General features: G+C 38.3%; 19 protein-coding genes. 8 read left to right on the top strand and 11 right to left on the bottom strand.

The window, feature by feature from the left end:
* Nucleotides 1-155: 155 nt before the first annotated feature.
* Entirely contained in the window at nucleotides 156-1,115 is a 960-nt protein-coding gene (locus FJR08_RS18660) for a hypothetical protein (RefSeq protein WP_168634167.1), read from the bottom strand.
* A gap of 847 nt (nucleotides 1,116-1,962) precedes the next feature.
* On the opposite strand from FJR08_RS18660, the gene FJR08_RS18655 reads away from it, so the two are divergent.
* Nucleotides 1,963-2,589, top strand: coding sequence for a 7-carboxy-7-deazaguanine synthase QueE (locus FJR08_RS18655; RefSeq protein ID WP_168634166.1), 627 nt, complete (start codon nucleotides 1,963-1,965; stop codon nucleotides 2,587-2,589).
* Nucleotides 2,586-3,095, top strand: coding sequence for a 6-carboxytetrahydropterin synthase QueD (queD, locus tag FJR08_RS18650; protein ID WP_148765338.1), 510 nt, complete (start codon nucleotides 2,586-2,588; stop codon nucleotides 3,093-3,095). The genes FJR08_RS18655 and queD overlap by 4 nt, the downstream gene beginning before the upstream one ends.
* On the opposite strand, the gene FJR08_RS18645 is transcribed toward queD, so the two are convergent.
* Nucleotides 3,034-4,314, bottom strand: a complete 1,281-nt coding sequence (locus FJR08_RS18645; RefSeq protein WP_371415566.1) for an RNA-guided endonuclease InsQ/TnpB family protein — start codon at nucleotides 4,312-4,314, stop codon at nucleotides 3,034-3,036. The two genes, queD and FJR08_RS18645, sit on opposite strands and share 62 nt — an antisense overlap.
* A gap of 88 nt (nucleotides 4,315-4,402) precedes the next feature.
* On the opposite strand from FJR08_RS18645, the gene tnpA reads away from it, so the two are divergent.
* The gene (gene tnpA / locus FJR08_RS18640; RefSeq protein WP_148767117.1) at nucleotides 4,403-4,813 is read left to right on the top strand and encodes an IS200/IS605 family transposase; all 411 of its coding nucleotides are present in this window, start codon (nucleotides 4,403-4,405) and stop codon (nucleotides 4,811-4,813) included.
* Nucleotides 4,814-4,923: 110 nt separating this feature from the next.
* Here tnpA and FJR08_RS18635 read toward each other — a convergent pair whose 3' ends face one another.
* Nucleotides 4,924-6,207 (bottom strand): ankyrin repeat domain-containing protein, encoded by a 1,284-nt coding sequence (locus FJR08_RS18635; RefSeq protein WP_168634165.1) that lies wholly within the window; start codon nucleotides 6,205-6,207, stop codon nucleotides 4,924-4,926.
* Nucleotides 6,208-6,342: 135 nt separating this feature from the next.
* Here FJR08_RS18635 and FJR08_RS18630 point away from each other — a divergent pair, with 135 nt between their 5' ends.
* Nucleotides 6,343-6,813 (top strand): DUF4079 domain-containing protein, encoded by a 471-nt coding sequence (locus tag FJR08_RS18630; RefSeq protein ID WP_168634164.1) that lies wholly within the window; start codon nucleotides 6,343-6,345, stop codon nucleotides 6,811-6,813.
* 68 nt (nucleotides 6,814-6,881) lie between these two features.
* On the opposite strand, the gene FJR08_RS18625 is transcribed toward FJR08_RS18630, so the two are convergent.
* Nucleotides 6,882-7,499, bottom strand: a complete 618-nt coding sequence (locus FJR08_RS18625; RefSeq protein ID WP_148765346.1) for a DUF1997 domain-containing protein — start codon at nucleotides 7,497-7,499, stop codon at nucleotides 6,882-6,884.
* A gap of 904 nt (nucleotides 7,500-8,403) precedes the next feature.
* Between FJR08_RS18625 and FJR08_RS18620 the strand changes: the two genes are divergently transcribed.
* Nucleotides 8,404-9,090: a glycoside hydrolase family protein gene (locus FJR08_RS18620; RefSeq protein ID WP_168634173.1), complete on the top strand. Its 687-nt coding sequence runs from the start codon at nucleotides 8,404-8,406 to the stop codon at nucleotides 9,088-9,090.
* A 1-nt stretch (nucleotide 9,091) separates the two neighbouring features.
* Here the strand turns inward: FJR08_RS18620 and FJR08_RS18615 are convergent, their stop codons facing one another.
* Together FJR08_RS18615 and FJR08_RS18610 are read right to left on the bottom strand one after the other, a co-directional pair.
* Entirely contained in the window at nucleotides 9,092-9,847 is a 756-nt protein-coding gene (locus tag FJR08_RS18615; RefSeq protein WP_168634163.1) for an ABC transporter ATP-binding protein, read from the bottom strand.
* 92 nt (nucleotides 9,848-9,939) lie between these two features.
* The gene (locus FJR08_RS18610; RefSeq protein WP_015081543.1) at nucleotides 9,940-10,473 is read right to left on the bottom strand and encodes a DUF4330 domain-containing protein; all 534 of its coding nucleotides are present in this window, start codon (nucleotides 10,471-10,473) and stop codon (nucleotides 9,940-9,942) included.
* A gap of 285 nt (nucleotides 10,474-10,758) precedes the next feature.
* Between FJR08_RS18610 and FJR08_RS18605 the strand changes: the two genes are divergently transcribed.
* A complete protein-coding gene (locus tag FJR08_RS18605) occupies nucleotides 10,759-11,622 on the top strand; it encodes a M48 family metallopeptidase (RefSeq protein WP_015081544.1) in 864 nt (287 codons plus the stop codon).
* On the opposite strand, the gene FJR08_RS18600 is transcribed toward FJR08_RS18605, so the two are convergent.
* The 4 genes from FJR08_RS18600 to FJR08_RS18585 form a co-directional block, all read right to left on the bottom strand.
* Entirely contained in the window at nucleotides 11,623-12,384 is a 762-nt protein-coding gene (locus FJR08_RS18600; protein WP_015081545.1) for a metallophosphoesterase family protein, read from the bottom strand.
* Nucleotides 12,385-12,712: 328 nt separating this feature from the next.
* Entirely contained in the window at nucleotides 12,713-14,197 is a 1,485-nt protein-coding gene (locus FJR08_RS18595; RefSeq protein WP_371415565.1) for a group II intron reverse transcriptase, read from the bottom strand.
* A 639-nt stretch (nucleotides 14,198-14,836) separates the two neighbouring features.
* Nucleotides 14,837-15,634, bottom strand: coding sequence for a Tab2/Atab2 family RNA-binding protein (locus tag FJR08_RS18590; protein ID WP_168634162.1), 798 nt, complete (start codon nucleotides 15,632-15,634; stop codon nucleotides 14,837-14,839).
* A 47-nt stretch (nucleotides 15,635-15,681) separates the two neighbouring features.
* The gene (locus FJR08_RS18585; RefSeq protein ID WP_168634172.1) at nucleotides 15,682-16,953 is read right to left on the bottom strand and encodes a CCA tRNA nucleotidyltransferase; all 1,272 of its coding nucleotides are present in this window, start codon (nucleotides 16,951-16,953) and stop codon (nucleotides 15,682-15,684) included.
* 86 nt (nucleotides 16,954-17,039) lie between these two features.
* Here FJR08_RS18585 and FJR08_RS18580 point away from each other — a divergent pair, with 86 nt between their 5' ends.
* Together FJR08_RS18580 and tsaB are read left to right on the top strand one after the other, a co-directional pair.
* Nucleotides 17,040-17,288 carry a Ycf34 family protein gene (locus tag FJR08_RS18580; protein ID WP_027403580.1) on the top strand — a complete coding sequence of 83 codons (249 nt, stop codon included), beginning with the start codon at nucleotides 17,040-17,042 and terminating at the stop codon, nucleotides 17,286-17,288.
* Between the two features lie 130 nt (nucleotides 17,289-17,418).
* Entirely contained in the window at nucleotides 17,419-18,090 is a 672-nt protein-coding gene (tsaB, locus tag FJR08_RS18575; RefSeq protein WP_168634161.1) for a tRNA (adenosine(37)-N6)-threonylcarbamoyltransferase complex dimerization subunit type 1 TsaB, read from the top strand.
* 145 nt (nucleotides 18,091-18,235) lie between these two features.
* Here the strand turns inward: tsaB and FJR08_RS18570 are convergent, their stop codons facing one another.
* A complete protein-coding gene (locus FJR08_RS18570) occupies nucleotides 18,236-18,517 on the bottom strand; it encodes a hypothetical protein (protein WP_254435799.1) in 282 nt (93 codons plus the stop codon).
* Nucleotides 18,518-18,727: the final 210 nt, after the last annotated feature.

Genomic DNA, 18,727 nt, shown 5'->3' with positions numbered 1-18,727 from the left:
GGAATTTATTCCTTGTCTAAATAGGGCTTGCTGATTAAATATAAATTAAATTACATCCATTAGGTTGGATAGTCCACCTGTCCAGAGTTTATCTACTTTTAATTTTAGGTTAGGATACGTTAGCATGAGTATTATAAATACTATGGCATAGACATTTAGTGTAATTCAATTTTACCAGTTTCTAACAACTCTTTTATACATAAAATAGGTGGTGATACTGTTTCAGTTGGTATTTTATCAATTTCCCAACAAATAATCATATCACATTTTTCTGATGATTCAGATTCATGGTGTTTGTGTCTCCAGTAATTGAAGCTATTTAATTCAAATTCAATATTGATTTTTTGATAATTATCGTGATCAGAATATATATCAATATCTCGTACTTCTTTTTTAATTAGAATTTGTGCATCGGGATATTCAGTTCTTATATATATAATTGCTTCAAAACTTGATTCAATATCATTAAATATAAATGTTTCTTGTTTAATTAAATGGAAATTCGTGCAAAATAACCCAACTAATCCCTGTTCACTTATAGGTGAGTAATGATATAGTTCAGTAAGACTTTTATAATTCTTATGTAATAAAATTGTTTCTAGTCTTTCCGCTCTTTCTAAGGGACTATTTTTTGCTCTTTTCCTTCTCTCATTTTCTTGTAAATCTAATTTTTTAATAAACTTAAAAAGTTCCTTAGCTTCCTTGTCAGATAATGAAGATTTAGCTTGTTCTAAAACTTGCTTGAATATTAGTACAATGTCACCATCATAAGTAACCTTACTTTCGTCTTCCTCTAAACGGAGTATTCCTAAAATTTGAACCTTTAAAATATCTTGCATTTCAGCAATAGTATAAAGATGTGATACCAGCATCTTATCTGTTATCATGTCTATTGGAATCTTCTTATAGATTGTAATATATTGTTGTGCAGTTTCTTCTTTAATATCAAATTCCTTTGAAGTATAACTATTAAAAGTTTTATATTTTTCTTTATATTCTTTAAGAGCAAAAATATGATTCAATATCTCGCCAGCTTCCCATGCTTGCTTTCCTGATTTTTTAGTCTTTTTGATCAGTGTTTTGAGTGTTTTTGTATTATCTTCAAAATTAGTCATGATATTTGCAATAAGAAAGAATAATTATAATCTACGCCGCCAATAATTCCGTAAACTTTAAAAAATTAACCTGATTCGCATTATACTGGTGTTTGGCAATAAAATTCTCAAACTGACGCTTTACCACATCCTCATAATCAGGTACAGCATCCTTTAGTACATTCTTCTTTGCAGAGTATTACTGTGTTTGTATTTGGCTATACAGTAATAGTCTAGTATGCTTTTTAGCACAAGTGTCGAATCCTGCAATAAAACTTTACAATCTTTGCGTTTTACCCAGGTAAAATCAATTGTCTATTGAGAATAGAGTCATTAATTGATCAAATTTGGTATCACCAATACCAATTCACAACTTGGACACAATCCTCAAAATCTTAACATTCAACACTTCTGGCTTTTTAGCTTTAGCCAGCTAGGGTAATGTAACAAATCATAACTAATAATTGGTGTTTTCTCTTTAATTAGGAGGAGTAATTATAATTTTTATATTTTCTTCATGATTACTCAAAACTACCAAAAATATTCAAAAAATCATACTTACGAGAGATTTATTCGTAACTAAAGTAGTTTTTTTACATAAAAAGTGATAATTCCAATACTTCTCTCTAAAATCAAACAATGTATATTATCCACATCTAGCACAGTAGGAAACATCAAGGCAGAAACAAGGTAACGGTAAAAGGTAAATTTACTTCTTTTTACCCTTGTCGTGTCAGAACTTCATCTTGATGTTTCTCTTTTTTTTAATAATTTGTAAATTGTTGTTTTTTTAACCTCTTATTAAGTATTTTTAAATATAAAGCTTTATATGGCAAGCTTATAACTAGATTGGTTATGGATTTTAAAAATGTCGCTGTTAGAAATCAAGTTACCGATTCATGAAACTTTTCAAAGTACAGTTCAGGGAGAAGGATTCTGGACTGGTTGCTTAGTAGACTTTATTCGCTTATCAGGTTGTCCAGTCGGTTGTCCCTGGTGCGATACTGGTTATGCTGACCCAGGAGCGAATTTACCACGAGTAGAACGTCCCATAGCTGAACTTCTAGCGGAAATCAAATCTCCCAGAGTGGTAATATCTGGCGGAGAACCATTCATTCACAAGCATTTACCTGACTTAGTTCAAGCTTTATTAGCCGCGGACAAACGAGTTAACATTGAAACATCAGGCTCTTTTTGGCAAGCAGTTTCCCCAGCAGCTTGGATTACTCTATCTCCCAAAGAACATATTAACCCTAAATACCCAGTAAAAAGTCAGTTTTGGAGTCGAGCTAACGAAGTTAAGATAGTCATAGAGACTGGTGGAGAAATTGATTTTTACCAAGAACATCTATCTACTCACCCTAATTTGCTTGTCTACTTACAACCTGAGTGGAACAGTTCGTCGAAATCAATCCCACTGATTTTGCAGATATTACAACAAAAACCTGATTATAAACTATCCTTACAAACACACAAGTATATCGGGGTACAATGACCAATCATCAGTGGCTACTGGCTAAAGAATTCCGCTTTGAAGCAGCACATAAATTACCTTACCATGATGGTAAATGCTCCAGGCTGCATGGACATAGTTGGCGTGGAGTTGTTTATGTAGCTGGTGATACGTTAATAACAAAAGGTGCTAAACAGGGTATGGTAATGGACTATTCAGATATTAAAAAATATCTCAAACCCTTGCTTGAGAATTATTTAGATCACTATTATTTAAATGAATCTATGGGTTTGGAATCACCAACCAGCGAAGCAATTGCTGCTTGGATTTATGAAAAATTAGAACAAGCAGGATTAGCGGGATTAACAGCAGTGAGAATTGATGAAACTTGCACTTCTATCTGTTTGTATTCCAAAACCCGCATATCTGGTTGGTTGAATTCTGGTGAAAGTTTGAATTTACTGCAATCTCGTCAAAATGATGATGTTAAGATTCCCCGGTCTGAAGACGCGGGGATTTCTGAAGAGTCCACAAAAGAACTTTCTTAGGCGCACTTAAAGCGCCTCTACCTACTCCACTTAAGTCAAACTTAAATATCGCAGCTACTTTTTTGATTATGTTAACTGCGCCGTTGCAGTCTGCATTTATTTTGATTCCAGTTGAGGTTCTAAATTGACCTCTAGTAATCCTAATTCCGCTAGATTTCCACCCTTCGGGTTTTGCACCAAATGTAGGTAGAACATCATTATCTAAAAACGATGTTTTTGAGGTATAACTCTCTTCAGTTTCCACAAAAACAATACCCGATTGTTCGCATAATTGGGCTATGCGTCCTTTGAGTTTAGCTGTTGGTATTTGAACAAACTTTTGATTGTTCTTTTTGCCCAGATCAGCACTGTCTTTTTGCCTCTGGTTCCATCCAAAAACAATCGTGCCAATTTTATTGTCTATGCAATGGTTGATGACAATTCTTGCAGCTTTATTAACAGCGTTTCGCATTTGACGGTTACGCTTTTCGGTAATCGCTGCAAGTCGGTTAGACCAAAAACCCTGGGGTTTTCCTTCTTTGATGTTGGCAACTGTTTTGTTATACCATTGGTTCAAAGATTTTAGATGTAATCCGTCGATTATGAAGGATGTTCCCACGTTGGAAACACAAGTTAACCAATTATCGATACCGTGGTCGATGCCAATTACTTTAGACTTGTCAATCTCAATAATCGACTTTTCAGTTTGATAAACAAACTCAGCATAAAATTGACGGTTTCTAGGGAGTATGCGAATTTCTTTCATGTCAGACCATTCCAGATTTGAAGGCATTGGTAAGAAAAATTCAGTTATCCCAAACCATGCTTTGACTTGATTACCTAGTGGAAACCTAATTAAATTATCTACTAATTTTAACCATTTTTTTGGGTACGTGACAGTAAATAAACCTCCGGGTTTTCTATAATTAGGTACTCTCGGTTTTTGGTTTAATTCCCCTTTTTTAGATTTTGCTAGTAATTGTTTAAATGATTTGAAAGCCTCACCAACACTTAAACAAGTTTGTTGCATTGCCGAAGCATAGCCAGCATGAAAATGTTTATTGTTTTTCATTTGAGCGGTTAAATCAAAACCGCTGACTATTTTCCCGGTTTTAAACCAAATTTGTCGTGCATAATAAACAGAACAATTATAAAGGCTATTCGATTCATGACATAGATACTCAATAATAGCTTTTGTTTCATTATCGCTATGAAGTAAAACCTGTTGACAACCAAACACTTGAATTACCTTCCGTGAATTATTGATTCATCTATATTTACTATGTTAGAGTATTGGTTGATATATGTCAATCCTTCAACCAATAAAAATGAGAAAAGATTCAATAGGATATAGACACAATGAGCATTCTGTTGGTTTAGCTACTCTTCATCTAGTTTGGATACCTAAACGGAGAAAGCCTGTATTAAAGGGTGATGTTAAACTAAGATTATCTGAAATTTTAGATTCTGTTGCTCATGATAAAGATTGGATTATTAAAGCCAAAGAAATAGCCTCAGACCACGTTCACTTGCTTATAGAGTATGACGAAAAAACACCTATCTGTGATGTTGTCAAAGCTTTTAAAGGCCGTAGTTCTAAGTTATTGAGAGAAGAGTTCCCCGAATTAAAAAAACTCCCGTCACTCTGGACTAGAAGCTATTTTTATGATACTTCGGGCAAAGTAAGCACTAGTAACGTGATGGCATATATAAACGATCCACACCATGAAAGACATTAATCTTGAAAGCAGATAAATCTGCTCGTGTCGTTTTTCCACCCCGCTCTAAAGAGACGGGTCCACCAAACTCCCGGATCTTTTTCGTGTCAAAATCATCTAAACTGGAATTTTTACTCCTGCGCTCCAGCTTGTTTTAATATTGTCCAAATACTGCGATAATTATTGAATTCTGCAATCATTAAAGCAGTATAACCACCCTGATTTTTCAAATCAACATCCGCTCCAGCTTGTAGTAACATTACCACGGCTTGACTATAACCTTCCACTACAGCCCACATTAAAGCAGTTACGCCAGCCGAGTTTTGCAAATTCACATTTGCTCCTTGTGCTAATAACAATTGGCATATTTCAGGATAGTTTGCAGCTATGGCTTTGACTAAGGCTGTTTTACCATCATCTGCTAATTTATTAATATCTGCACCATTCTCAAGTAATAGTTTCACAGTTAGGAAATGCCCTTTGGATACTGCTAAGGTAAGAGCAACTTCTCCAAAGTTTTTCTTTTCCATATCTGCCCCCGCGCCCAGTAAAACGGCTACTATTTCACTATATCCCTGGAATGCTGCTATCAATAAAGGTGTATCTCCCAGATGGTTTCTAATTTGCACATCTGCCCCTCGTTGAAGTAATATTTTGACCACATCTATATATTCTTCCACAACTGCAAGATGTAAGGCTGTTTCACCTTCTTTATCTTGATGATTAATTTCCGCACCTGCGTCTAATAAAGCGGTGATAATAGCAGTATTTCCTGTTGCTGCGGCTGCTAATAGTGCTGTTCCATGATCAACATTTTTGATATTGACATCAGCCCCAGATGACAGCAATGCCTGTACTATTTCTAAATAACTTAAATCTGCCGCAATTATTAATCCTGTATCACCTTCTGAATCTTGGCTATTGACAATATTGCTATTTTGTGATAATGCTTTAACAACTGCTGGATGTTTGTGTTTTATTGCCAGTTTTAAGGCGGTATCATTATCTTTGTCGGTAATGCTGATATCAGCACCAGCCGCTAATAAAATTTGCACAATCTCCAGATAACCTTTCAGTGCTGCTATCATTAATGCGGTACTACCATCATCATTGGTAGCATTGACATTTGCCCCTTTAGAGACTAACAATTTGACAACATCTATTTGATTAGCACTAGCAGCCAGCATTAATGCTGTTAAACCATAGGTTTTTCTAGTTAAGTTAATGTTAGCATCGGCATCCAAGAGCGATCGCACAATTTCTGTATAACCCAAATTCGCCGCAAACATCAATGCTGTAGTCCCATTTTCATCGCTAACATCCACTTTAGCACCAGCGGACAGCAGTGCAAATACTCCTTGAATATCACCAGTTTTCACAGCCTTCAGCAACGAGGTATTTTTATTTTCTATCATTGGTTATGTCCTGTTTGGGTAGATGTGACTGATTCCAACTCCAGATTACACTTTGGTAAGATTGAAAAATTTCTACGTAAGAAAAATAAATGTATGCTAAGTTTTATGAAGATTTAATAACCGGAAGTAAAAAATATGGCTTTTGAACTGACTCCAACAATCAGATTCTGGTTGAACTTTGCTCACCCAGTTACTATGTGGGTATTATTAGCACTTTCCTTGTATGCTGCATATTTAGGATTACAAGTACAGCGTACCAGAAATGCTCAGGGAGAAGAAAAGAAAGAACTAATTAAAGGGCGTTACACCATCAAACACCACCAAATTGGTTCTATTATGTTAGCTCTGATGGTAGTCGGTTCCATTGGTGGTATGGCTGTTACCTACATTAATAATGGTAAGTTGTTTGTCGGACCGCATCTATTAGCTGGATTAAGTATGACGGGTTTAATTGCTTTTTCTGCATCCCTATCTCCTTTCATGCAAAAAGGCGCAAATTGGGCGCGGATAACTCATATATTGTTAAATTTTGCTATTTTGGGGCTTTTCATCTGGCAAGCCCTCTCTGGTGTCGAAATTATCCAAAGAATTCTCACGAAAGCGTAGATTGTTAGTTGTCAGTTGTTAGTTGTCAGTTGTTTGTTCCCTGTTCCCTGTTCCCTGTTCCCTGTTCCCTATTTCTTCTGTTTCTTCTGAGGAAAAGGTATATCCAAGGATTGATAAAAGTCTTTTTGTACCTTGTGTGTGAGACGATGGGAAACCTGACGGACAATTTGATTAAGGATGCGATCGCCTGTAGACTGAATTAAAGAATAGGGTAATCGCTGAATAAATCTGGGAAACTGCAACTCAACAACCAAATCCAACTCCCATTCCACCCGTGTAACCCCATCTAAATCACCTATCAATTGTGTTGATGATTTGTAATCCACCTCATAACCAGGTGCTTGATAATCAGGTACAGGAATAGTCCGAATGTGGAATTGACGATTTTGGGGGTTTAGCAACTCCAAGCCAATCTTTGGTTCTACTTCGTAACCAAAAGCACCAAATTTACCCACCGCTAGAGCATAACTATTGTCCCCTAGCGGGAGTACCTTCATGGGTTCTGCACAACGGCCAAACCAGGAAGCATGAGTATTAAAATACTCCTCAACCTGCTCCACAGGTGCATACATTTCCATGCTATCTTGATAATTGCCATAAAATTTAGTTGGAGTTGGATGATCTTTTTTAAAACCAGTATCATCTGCTACTTTCCAAGATTGATATTCACTATTGTTTGTCACCATAAATTTATTTTTTGTATATTTTGAAGTTTGTCTATATTCATCATTCCCAATTGAGGGAAGTTTTTTCCCATTAAAACCCAATTTTTACGAAAATCTCAACAATTTGCCATTAACTTCACATAAAAAACATGAACTGATTATATAAATCCTGCTAACAGCCTTCATCCCTTGTCTAAAGCCCAGACGTGGCTTCCTGAGTCAGCCACATCTTCAAGGGTTTTCGGCATTTTCGTTATAAAATAAATTAACAAGGCAGATTTATATGTATCTACTTAGCACTCCTAATTGACTAACTAGAAAATATCTAGCTTTTTGTCAGTAACCCAGCCCTAAAGGGACTGGACTTGCAAGAGTAATCAAGCAAGCCGTGCTGACCAGACCACCCTGAGCGACTTGCCCTGAGCGATGTCGAAGGGTAGTCGAAGGGTAGCCGTTATTTGAGTCACGACACCCCGGAATGCGTTCGCGTCAGCGTGCCGTCAGGCATAGCTAGTTCCCTGCTATGTCATTTGCAATTAAACAGTTTTAAGGTCACTGAAACAGTGTTGCAAGTCTAACAAGCTCTTATAACTGGTCGTTCGCGCCAGCGTGCCGGAGGCATCTAGCTAACATTACCCCAGAAATGGGAGTTGGTTTCCAGATTCCAATCAAAAATCTGGTTTCAATTTTAATATTCACAGCGGTTAAAACCGCACGTGTCGCTTCCCTCTCAGGTCTAAAGACACTGAGTTTCCCACTTACCGCGAGGTCTTATGACTTTCTTGATAATCGTCATCCAATAGTTGATATTGTAACTAAATAAGCCAATAGGTGATCATAGCAATATTACTGAAGTTTTTAATTTTTCCGAAAGCAAAGTGTAAGTTTTTGTAATTAGCCAAGAGAAGAAATTGAGAGGAGTTGAATTCTGAAAAGCTTTGAACCTAAAGGTGTAGAAAAACTCATTGCTCCCATAGCCTCACTTTTGGGCTTTGTGTACCTATTTCAGTGGTATATTTTTGGAGATATACAATTATCCCGCGAACCCGTATTTACCAGAAAACAGCCTCCCCTAGTCATGAAAGGTGGAGATCCTTATATTCGGGCATTAATGCGAACCATATCTGCCAGCGAAGCTAGTGGTAATCGTCCCTATTCTCTCTTGTATGGTGGTGAACAAATTAATGATCTCAGCCATCATCCTCAAAAATGTGTCACCATCATCACAGGACCGAATACAGGTAATTGTTCCACAGCCGCAGGTAGATATCAAATTATTAATACTACGTGGGATCAAATTGCCCCTCGTTATCACCCAAAACCCGCAAGGATGATGCTTTGGACTAATTATAGCTTTGAAGCAGAGTATCAAGATGTAGTAGTTTACCGTTGGTTGAATGATGCAAAAGTTTGGGGTGTAAATATTCCTAAGCTATTACAGCAACAAAAATTAAATGACGTTTTGCGGAAACTTTCTCCCACATGGACAAGTTTGGGGTACGGGATAGAAAATAATTCTGTTAGTAGTTCCTTACCCAAGATTTATCAGCAAATCTTAACAGAAGAATTAAAGCAAAATCCCGAAATCAAAAGGACAAAATCGGAAAATTAGATCAATCTACAAGAATTTTATTCTTCGCTGTTGCTGATACAGGCATAAATACCTTTGATTGAATAGGTTTTAGCACTTGCAACCCATTTAAATTTTGCAAACAATCTAAAGCTGCTTCCCGAATCATTACTTCTTTTTCCTGACTCAGTAGCAGTTGTAAACATTCCCTAATATCTTGTTGTATTACCGTATCAACTCGCTGACGGGTAATCAGTTTATTGAGTTGACGCATGGAAAGCAACCGTTTTAAAGGATCTTTTTCCGTGAAATTGTTTAACAATTGATCAAGATAATCTTCCTCTTGATTTCCCTGAACACTGAATATTTGCCACACCAACAAAATTAAAGTTAATAGCGTTCCTATCCCTTGAACAATAGCACCAGCAGCTAACCAATGACTAGGAGCATCAACCCAAATTGCCGAAGCCATATAAGTTATCACAGTCGCAATCCCACCACTAGCAACAGAATAAGCTAACCGACTGTTAGTGCTACTCATTAACTTGCGTATTTCTAGCCAGCGCAATTGCCAATTCCATTTTTGCACTGAGTAAGTAAATACCATGCTCCCAATGCCAACAATAACAGCTAGTAGTAATTGCCAACTCCACAGCAGCATAGCCACAATAATTGTTAACAATCCCAGCAAAACACCAGGTTCATAAAAATGTTTAAAAATCTGCTGTTTTTGGCTTGCTGTCTTAATTTCTGAAATTTGATTGATGAATTGTTTCCAAGACGACGAAGCCTGTACCACAGTATTTACCCACTTAATTACAAAATTATAAATGTATTGTTTTTACTAATTTTGAGGATGAAATCAGGAGAATTTCACCCTTAAATATAATGCTATTTATCCTGTAATCGAATATCAATTACAGACGCATTGAAGTTATAGTTAAAACCTTCCAATTCAAAAGGCATTCCAATTTTCACTTTGCTATTACCAAGAACAGGCCCATCTTTAGTGACTGTAGCTTGTCCTTCTAAAGTCAAGAGAAAATCTGTACTAAAGTTAATTTTTCTAGGATCTGGTAATTCTTTCACAGAACCATCTGGTTGACCAATTGTCAGTGTTCTCTCTAACTGCTCAACCGATTTAATCCCAATTTGACCATAGGGTTGATTACGGATAATCACATTAGTTTTACCACCTTTTGTGAATCCTTCTTTAACTAACTGTTGAGGATTACGAACATTGAGTCCACGTACCAACAAATCTACCTCAATGGGTACTGTTTTCGCACCCACTTGAGCCACAGAACCAGAAGTACCAGGGAAAATAAAGATACCCACTATCACTAGCAAAATTACTAATGCAGCCCCTAAATCTAATAGGTTAATTTTACCGAACAAGCGACCTTTAGAATCTAAAATAGCCATAATCAGGTTTGGATAAGTTGCAGTTAAGTTTTCAGCTAAGTAATTGATTGTACCGTCAAGTTTTTTCAAATGATCCACAATCTTGATCACTGAATCAGAATTGACAGAAACTAGACATTATGGTTATGCGACAGTTTATCATGATTGCAGGAGATTCAGTGTCATAGTAGCAGTAAGTTATTTGAATTGACTATTTGCCCTATCTGGAGTTGAAAATGCAACTTAGTAAACTGAAAATTCGTCCTCTAATTTTAAGTTCTCACACCAATCTCATATAACTCGATTATGATTAACTCGCAAGGAATTTGGACAAATTATCGTTTGTGGCAGCGGCGCTGTTTGTATCCGTTCATTTCTGTAAGCGTTGCTTTAACTGTGTGCCTGAGTACACAATTATCAAGTAAAGCTATAGGTTTTAGCGATCTGATCCGTATAGTCCCACAAGTAACCCAGATATTTAATCTATCTAATATATCCGATCGCCAGGAAGTTGATCTTGGGCAGCAAATAAATCAAGAAATACAGCAAGAAGTCAGAATTTCTCGTAATTCACAACTAAACAGCTATGTTGAACAAATCGGTAGACGTTTAGCAGCTAATAGCACTCGTCCAAATATTCCCTATACTTTTCAAGTAGTCGAAGATCCTGCTGTTAATGCCTTTGCAACTGCCGGTGGTTTTATTTATGTGAATACAGGTTTGTTAAAAACAGCAGACAATGAAGCCGAATTTGCCAGTGTATTAGCTCATGAAATGGGACATATCGAAGGCAAACATTTAATTAAACAAATGCGACAACAAGCTATAGCCAGTGGTGTAGCTACCGTATCCGGTTTAGATAAAAGCAAGGCAGTAGGAATTGGCGTGCAACTCGCCCTTAATCTTCCCCGCAGTCGCCAAGACGAATTTGATGCTGATAAAAGAGGATTAGCAAACATAACCCGCACTGGTTATGCTCAGTCAGCAATGGTTTCTTTTATGAAAAAGCTACAAAGAAGTAGCTCCGTACCTACATTTTTAAGTACACATCCAGGGGCGAGCGATCGCGTAATCTCCCTGCAAAATCAGATTAAAAATCAACCAAGTAGTCAAAATCATGGTTTAGATAATCCGGTATATCAAAGCAAAATGAGAGCATTTTTGCCATAATTATGCTCGTTTTCTATGACGGCGGCTACCTGCGAACTCTTGTGGCTGAACAATTGTCATCACCTCTTCCCAAGCCACAGTCCGCACAGCCCTACTGAACACATTGGCCTGATAAACCAACTTATTCGTAATATCCAGCCCCGTCAACCAACCACTACGGGGATGATAAGCGCCAGTATCAATATCTAACCAGCCCTGTCCCTGTGCCAAATTACCAGGAGCCACACCAGGTAAAGTAAAAGTTATAGTATGACCAACTATAATCAACTTATCTGCAAAATATGGTTTCTCTATCCGATGAAACTCATCCCTAATCCAGCATAATTCTTCCGCCGTCTGTTCTTGGACACTCTTTTCTGGATCAACACCTGCATGAGTTAACCAAAAATCTCCCAAATCTAAATATGTGGGCAAACTCTCAAACCAATCCAGATGTTGTTTAGGAATTGTTGCAGATTGGTAACTAGCAATAGTAGCCTGTCCTCCACTGTATAACCACGTTTGCATATTTGTGGACGAAGTATTCTTACCAGTCATGATATTTAATAACATCTGCTCATGATTACCTAGCAAACAAGGGTAATCATTTTCTTTAACAAACTCAACTACTTGGGCGCTTTTTGGACCACGATCAATTAAGTCTCCCAAAAAATATACTTGATCCTCTGATGTAGGCGCTATTTTTGCCAACAGCAACATCAAACATTCATAGTGTCCATGCACATCACCAATAACAACCCTGCGTTGACTAATTTCGCTCATTTGCTTCTAGCTTAAATGAATTAGCTGAATATTTCGACTAAACTTTGATTGGTCTAATTTTCGTTTAAAAGGTCAAGAAAACTTGACTAAGTTATGATTTCTTTAATAATTATGTAGACATTTGGTTAATTTGCCAAGTTCCCATATAAATAATTACTAACACCCAAGACTCCTATCATACATGAATTTTTATGCTTAAGTAGGCTCGTTCTCGGTAACAAAATATAACAAGCATCAGTTTTGGTTGAGTCGAGGGGGAATATTATTTCCCGCCCCTCTCAGTTAGATCCGTGCGTACCCGTTTCCGTGTACACGGCTCCCGATGTTCTTAGCTTTCGCTTTTGCTCATGTGAATATAATCGTGGCAACTTTCGTGAATAGCTAGAAGGTTTTTAGTTTTCCAGTTTTGGTGGTTTCCATCTATATGATGTAAATGTACCTTCTCGTCACTGAGCATTTTTAACCCACAATGACCACATTTATGGTTTTGCCGTTTGAGGGCTTTAGAGGTATGATTGTCATAGAGCTTGCTGTTACGCTCGCTCCAGTAGCTCAAATCTCCGTCGTAGGGTGATTTCTCTCCTTTGACATTGATGTGTTTATGTTCGGAATAAGGAACTGATGGAAACGCCTTATCTAGTAATTTCTTGCTATTGTAGCGGTTTTGCTTGGTTTCCTTATTGAATACCTTGAATGCTCTTGTTTCGATGTGGTATAGCGAGTTACGCGACCCGTCCATCTTGCAGAAGCGGTGGTAATTCCTCCAGCCTCTAACTACAGGGGCTAATTTCTCAGCCTTTGTGGTAGCACCATAATTCGAGTTGTTGACGATGAATTTTACTTTCTTGCGAAAAGTTTTATAATTGTCCACTGATGGGACGCATCTGAACTTTCCGTTTTTCTGGACTTTAAAGTGCCAGCCGAGGAAATCGAACCCATCTGTCGCGGCGGTTAGCTTTGTCTTTTTCTCACTGACTTTCATTCCCCGTTCTGCTAGGAACTGACTGATTTTGTCAAGTATTTCTGTGGCATCGTCTTGGGGTCTGAGTATTATCACCATGTCATCCGCATAACGGATTGTTGGTTCAACAATACTCTCCTTTGAGGTTTTGTCTGTAATTCTGTAGTTAGACATCGCATGATATCTATGAATACTTTCAATCCCATTCAAAGCGATGTTAGCTAAAAGTGGACTTACCACACCCCCTTGAGGTGTTCCTTGTTCGGGAAATTCTGGATTAACTCCGGCTTTGAGACAGCGGAATATTCCCTGTTTTATGCTATAAGGAGCTATGAGTTTATCCATGATGGCGGTGTGATTTATCCGGTCGAAACATTTTTCGATATCGAGTTCTATAACCCTTTTATCTATTCCGTTGGCTTTTGAGTTTAGATTATTGAACAAGACTTTCTGTGCGTCATGGGCTGAACGTCCTGTCCTAAAACCGTAGCTCCTGGCGTGGAAAGTTGCCTCGTGGGCTGGTTCTAATGCGTATTTAACAAGGCATTGATACGCCCTATCTGCAATAGTGGGGACTTTGAGAATCCGGGTTTTGCCGTCCTTTTTAGGGATGGGTATTTCACGTAATCCCTGGTGTTTCCAGTCGTTACATTCGGTTTTGAGCTTTTCACTCAATTGAAACCTTTGTTCAAATGTGAGCGCGGTTTTCCCGTCTATTCCTGCGGTCTTTTTCCCAGTATTTAGCTGTGTTACTTGACGGATAGCCAGTAATCTCGCTGCGGTTGATTTCAGAATCAGCTTTTGTAGGGACTTTGCTTTACGCTTGTCTCCAACTTGAACCGCTTTATACACGCGCTTTTGTAGGCGGAATAAGTTACGGCGGAATTTCTTCCAGGGTAACGTCTTCCAAGATTCACGCTTAGTTGTCTCTGTGTCTAATCATGCTCTGCTCCAGTCTGTGTATTCTGAACACCTCAGACCAATTACGGTCTGTCCTACCCGAATTGAGGGAGTTCCGCTGCTCGTCCAGCCTACTTAGGGAACGAATCCGCCCTTAGACCCTCAACCCGTTTTTATTCGTTCCCTCGGTTGATTGTTCGTTCCGTTAGGTGTAGCCAATTCAACTGCTGGATTCCCTAGACTCTTGCCGATACTAGCTTAAACGTTCGGCGGGAATTAACTCCAATGAAGTCAGGTGTTGTTGTTGTGTCCTGCTTAGATGTAAGTTGCTTTTTTTAGGCTCTGTTTCACCATGGGAACTCCCCGTTAGCACCAGTGTCACCCCACAACGGATGTCTGATTGCGCCTTCCAGCTTCGACCTCCCGAAACCGAGTCGGGTCATCGTGGGCAGGTAGGGATTCATACCTGAGTCTGGTAGATGGGACTTTCACCCATATCAGACCGAGAGTTCAACCTTTTTCCATGATTGGATTGGGTTGGTTAGCTTATGTACGGGCTGGATACCGTGATTCAACTAACAACGAATCGCACTAATCTTCATCTTGCAATAACCACAAACCACTATAAGTCATTCCCGAATCATCTGGTTGCACCAATAAAAAATGCAATCCCTGACTTAGCTGTTTTCGCTCTTGATATAACTTCCCAGCAGCAGTAACTTCCTCATCTGTAAAAGTCGCCAAAACCCACCTATCTAGCAAACCAGCTTCTAATACCAACCCATCAGGCGCACCACCAATATAGTTTAATGATACAGGATTACTTTCCTTTAACCACTGCGCTAAACGCATAGATTTTCGTCCACCGTAAATCACTACACCAGGGATAGGTACTGTTGAAGCTAAACCCAGATTAATTGGTTTGAGAAAATCTGGTATTTGCAAAAAAGGAATTGGTCGTTCTGTAAACTCATCCACAATATCACCAGATGGAATCGTCGCAAACCGCCATTCTTCCCCCCAGAGATTTTCCGGTAATGGTAATGGAGGTAGTTTATCCACAGTTACAGGATATTGTTTTGCTGCTAACCATTGTTTTAACGCCAAAGTTCTCCGAGTAGCTTCAACATAAATACCTAGATTATTTCCCGCAGTTGTGATTAAACTTAAAGACTGAGGACGAAATACTTGAATTACATCTGGTAACTTTTCCTGACCAGCTAATTGTAATTGTTGGGCGACCCAAGTAGAATTAGCCTGGGATTGGGGACAACTGGCTGTAAATTCAAAACTGCGAGTTGCATCACAAACTAATAGTTCCCATAACGTCTGCCCTTCAGCATTTTGTAGCGGACTACGATAAAAATCAGCCTGCCAAATCAGACTCATTCCCTACTCCATAAAAATTAAATAACTCAAAACCGAATTTAGCAAGTTTACTTTTTAACTAAATTCCTGGCAAATTCTATCGCTGCTTCTACTGTAGAAATTTTCCCCTCAGCTTGAGCAACACCAACCTCCATTAATAATTCACCTATCAATGGTGAAGCGGGAATGTTTAACGCCATCATCATGTCTTTACCATTGAGTAAAGGAATAGGATGAGCAACTGCATCGTTTTTGTCAAGATAACGCTTGATTAAAGGTTCATAAGTAACAAACATACTTTCTTCAAACATTCCCTTAGCTACAATATCATTTGCTAAAGCTAATACCAAGACAGCCGGAAATAAACTTCCCATTTCCCGAAACAAAAAATACTGTTTTCGCAAAGGCATCTTTACCGCTTTTATTTCCGAAAATAGTCTTAATCCCGTTGTCACAGCCCGAATTTCTGCCCGACTATAGGTAAGTTCCTGTAATTCGATTTCGGCAATTTCTGGCTTTGAGTCAACCAGACAAGCAAGTTTAGCAGTAGCTAACCAAGAAGTTTTCACAGTCTCCCGTACATAATTTGCTAATTCTTCTCCTAGTTGTTGCCAATTTTCACTAATTAAAGTATAAGCTTGATCAACAGCAGTTAACTTAATAAAACTTTCCTCAGTCGCGTTTTTAAAGAAACTAGTCAAAACACCATCTTTCCAAGCAGCATTTAGCCAAAATGTCCCTTGAGAATTTGCCAACAAATAACCAATTTCTACCCGTACTCGTTCCGCTGCCACTTGATTAATACTTTTTGCTAAACTGCGAATTGTCTCTTGAGTAGCTGGTTCAATAGTAAAACCAAGTTGGGCAGCTTGACGATAAGCCCGCATTAACCGCAAAGGATCATTTTGCAGATTTACAGGTGATATCATCCGTAATAGACCAGATTCTATATCTTTATAGCCTTCCAGCGGATCAATAATTTCTTGAGTATGGGGATTATAAGCGATCGCATTAATAGTAAAATCCCTTCTATGCAAATCCGTAATTAAACTTTCTCCCTCCTGTTGAGCAAAATCAGCCGTAGCTTCAGGAAACACCACACGAGCAATTTGTCTTTCGGCATCAAGTAACACAAAACCAGCTTGATAACGTTGAGCAATCTTTCTCGCTACCTTCACCGCATCCGCTGGGATAATAAAATCTAAATCCACATATTCCCGCACCCTACCCAAAATCGCATCACGCACCGCACCACCCACCATATAAACAGGTTGTGGCAAATATTCCAGACTAAAAGGCCAATTTTTGGCAGCGAGACGAGAAACAACTAATTCATCCATGATCATAAAAATCAACCTAGTAACCAATGCCGATTATTTTGCATTAAGCTACATTAACTATAAAGCTTCCCAAAGTTGGTTCTATTATGTGTATTTGCGTGAATTGCCACTATGTAGACCGCTGCGTCACCTACAACGCCGTAGAAACCCAGCACCAACAGCCACACCTGACAGAAACACCAGATTTTGACCCCAACGAACCCTCCATCAACGTCAATATTCGCACACAAGGCGAAATCATTGAAATGGAATGGGACGTTGTTGGTTGTCTCAGCTTCAAACAAGAAACAGGTAAATGGTCTAAATTACGTCCAGGTGAATTAGTCCCCACCTAATTAGGCTAGATTCTGAAATGTTGCTGAATATTCACACTCGAAATCAGCAACCCCAATTCTTATTCATGTTTTCCCCTCCAATCATTAATTCTGCTGTATTATTTATCAGAAAAATATATTTGCATTTACCTTGACAACCATAATTAAGCATCTCTCACCGGATAAATACGCTTTAGCATTGCACACAACCACACCAGAACTCGGTTTAGCAATTAGCAACTTTGCAGATTATCCCCAATCTCAAGTTTGGAACTTAGGACGTGACTTATCCAGTCATATCCATAAATACCTAATTGAAGTGATTAAACCACGAACCTGGGCAGACCTAAAATTTATCGCCGTAGCCCAAGGACCTGGTGGTTTTACGGGAACTCGCATCGGAGTTGTCACCGCGCGGACACTAGCACAACAGCTAAACATTCCAGTATTTACAGTTTCCACCCTAGCCGCATTAGCTTGGCAAGCCCATAAAGCCCAAAAAAATTGCCAACAGCCAATAATTGCCGTAGAAATGCCAGCACAGAGGGGACAAGTTTTTGGTGCTGTTTATCAACCCAACCCTGATAATTCTGGCATTACTGCTCTATTACCAGATACAGTATTCACCCCAACCGCATGGCAAGAAACCCTAGCAGTCCAACCTTCTGAGCATACAAGTTATCAATTAATTTCCGCCACATCCCAGTTAGCAGCCACCGTTAACAGTATTTTGGAATTAGCTTATTTAGATTGGCAGCAAGGAAAAAATCCCCATTGGTCCGAGGCTCTTCCTTATTATGGACAACATCCTGTAGATATTTGATGATTATCGAAATCCTCCTAATCCTTACCAAATAAAGCTTATAGCTAAAAATAAGCATTAACAGTAAACCAAAAAGTTTTTTCCTGAAGGGAGATCGCCAAATACTGTGTAGTATAAAATACTTTTTTTATTCCCGATACTCTAATCAGCATTCCTCAAAATTGTTAATTTTATTGAGATGATATCTAATATCATTAGCTGTCGGAATATTTTTTAACAATTTAGCTGTGTTTTCAATACTGTCTCCAGTGCTGGCTGCTTTAACCAGAATCTCGAATAAAGTTTGTTGGTCACAGGCTCCTTGCGTTTCAATCGAAAAATTTTCTACTAAACACTGAATAACCTCATCAAGAGTTTCTGAGTCGGTTAAAACGAGTTCTTCTGTAGATTCGCCCCGCGTGGCTTTTGTTAGAGATGAAACAGTCAATTTTTTCAGCCAATATGCTACACACTACTTTCATCATTTCATATTTTGATCCAGTGCAAATTATGATAACTATTTCTTATATATTTGGTATTCTATAGTACATGAGTATCTGTCGTATTTTGTTAGTGATGCCTGCTGCGTCTGTAGCAATAGCGTCAGCACTCCGTAAAAATCACTCTTTGGGAAAAACTTTTTGGTTTACTGATTAAA

It is taken from the genome of Dolichospermum sp. UHCC 0260, assembly GCF_009711985.1.
Lineage (GTDB): Bacteria > Cyanobacteriota > Cyanobacteriia > Cyanobacteriales > Nostocaceae > Dolichospermum > Dolichospermum lemmermannii.
This window is presented reverse-complemented; position numbering and strand designations above follow the sequence as displayed.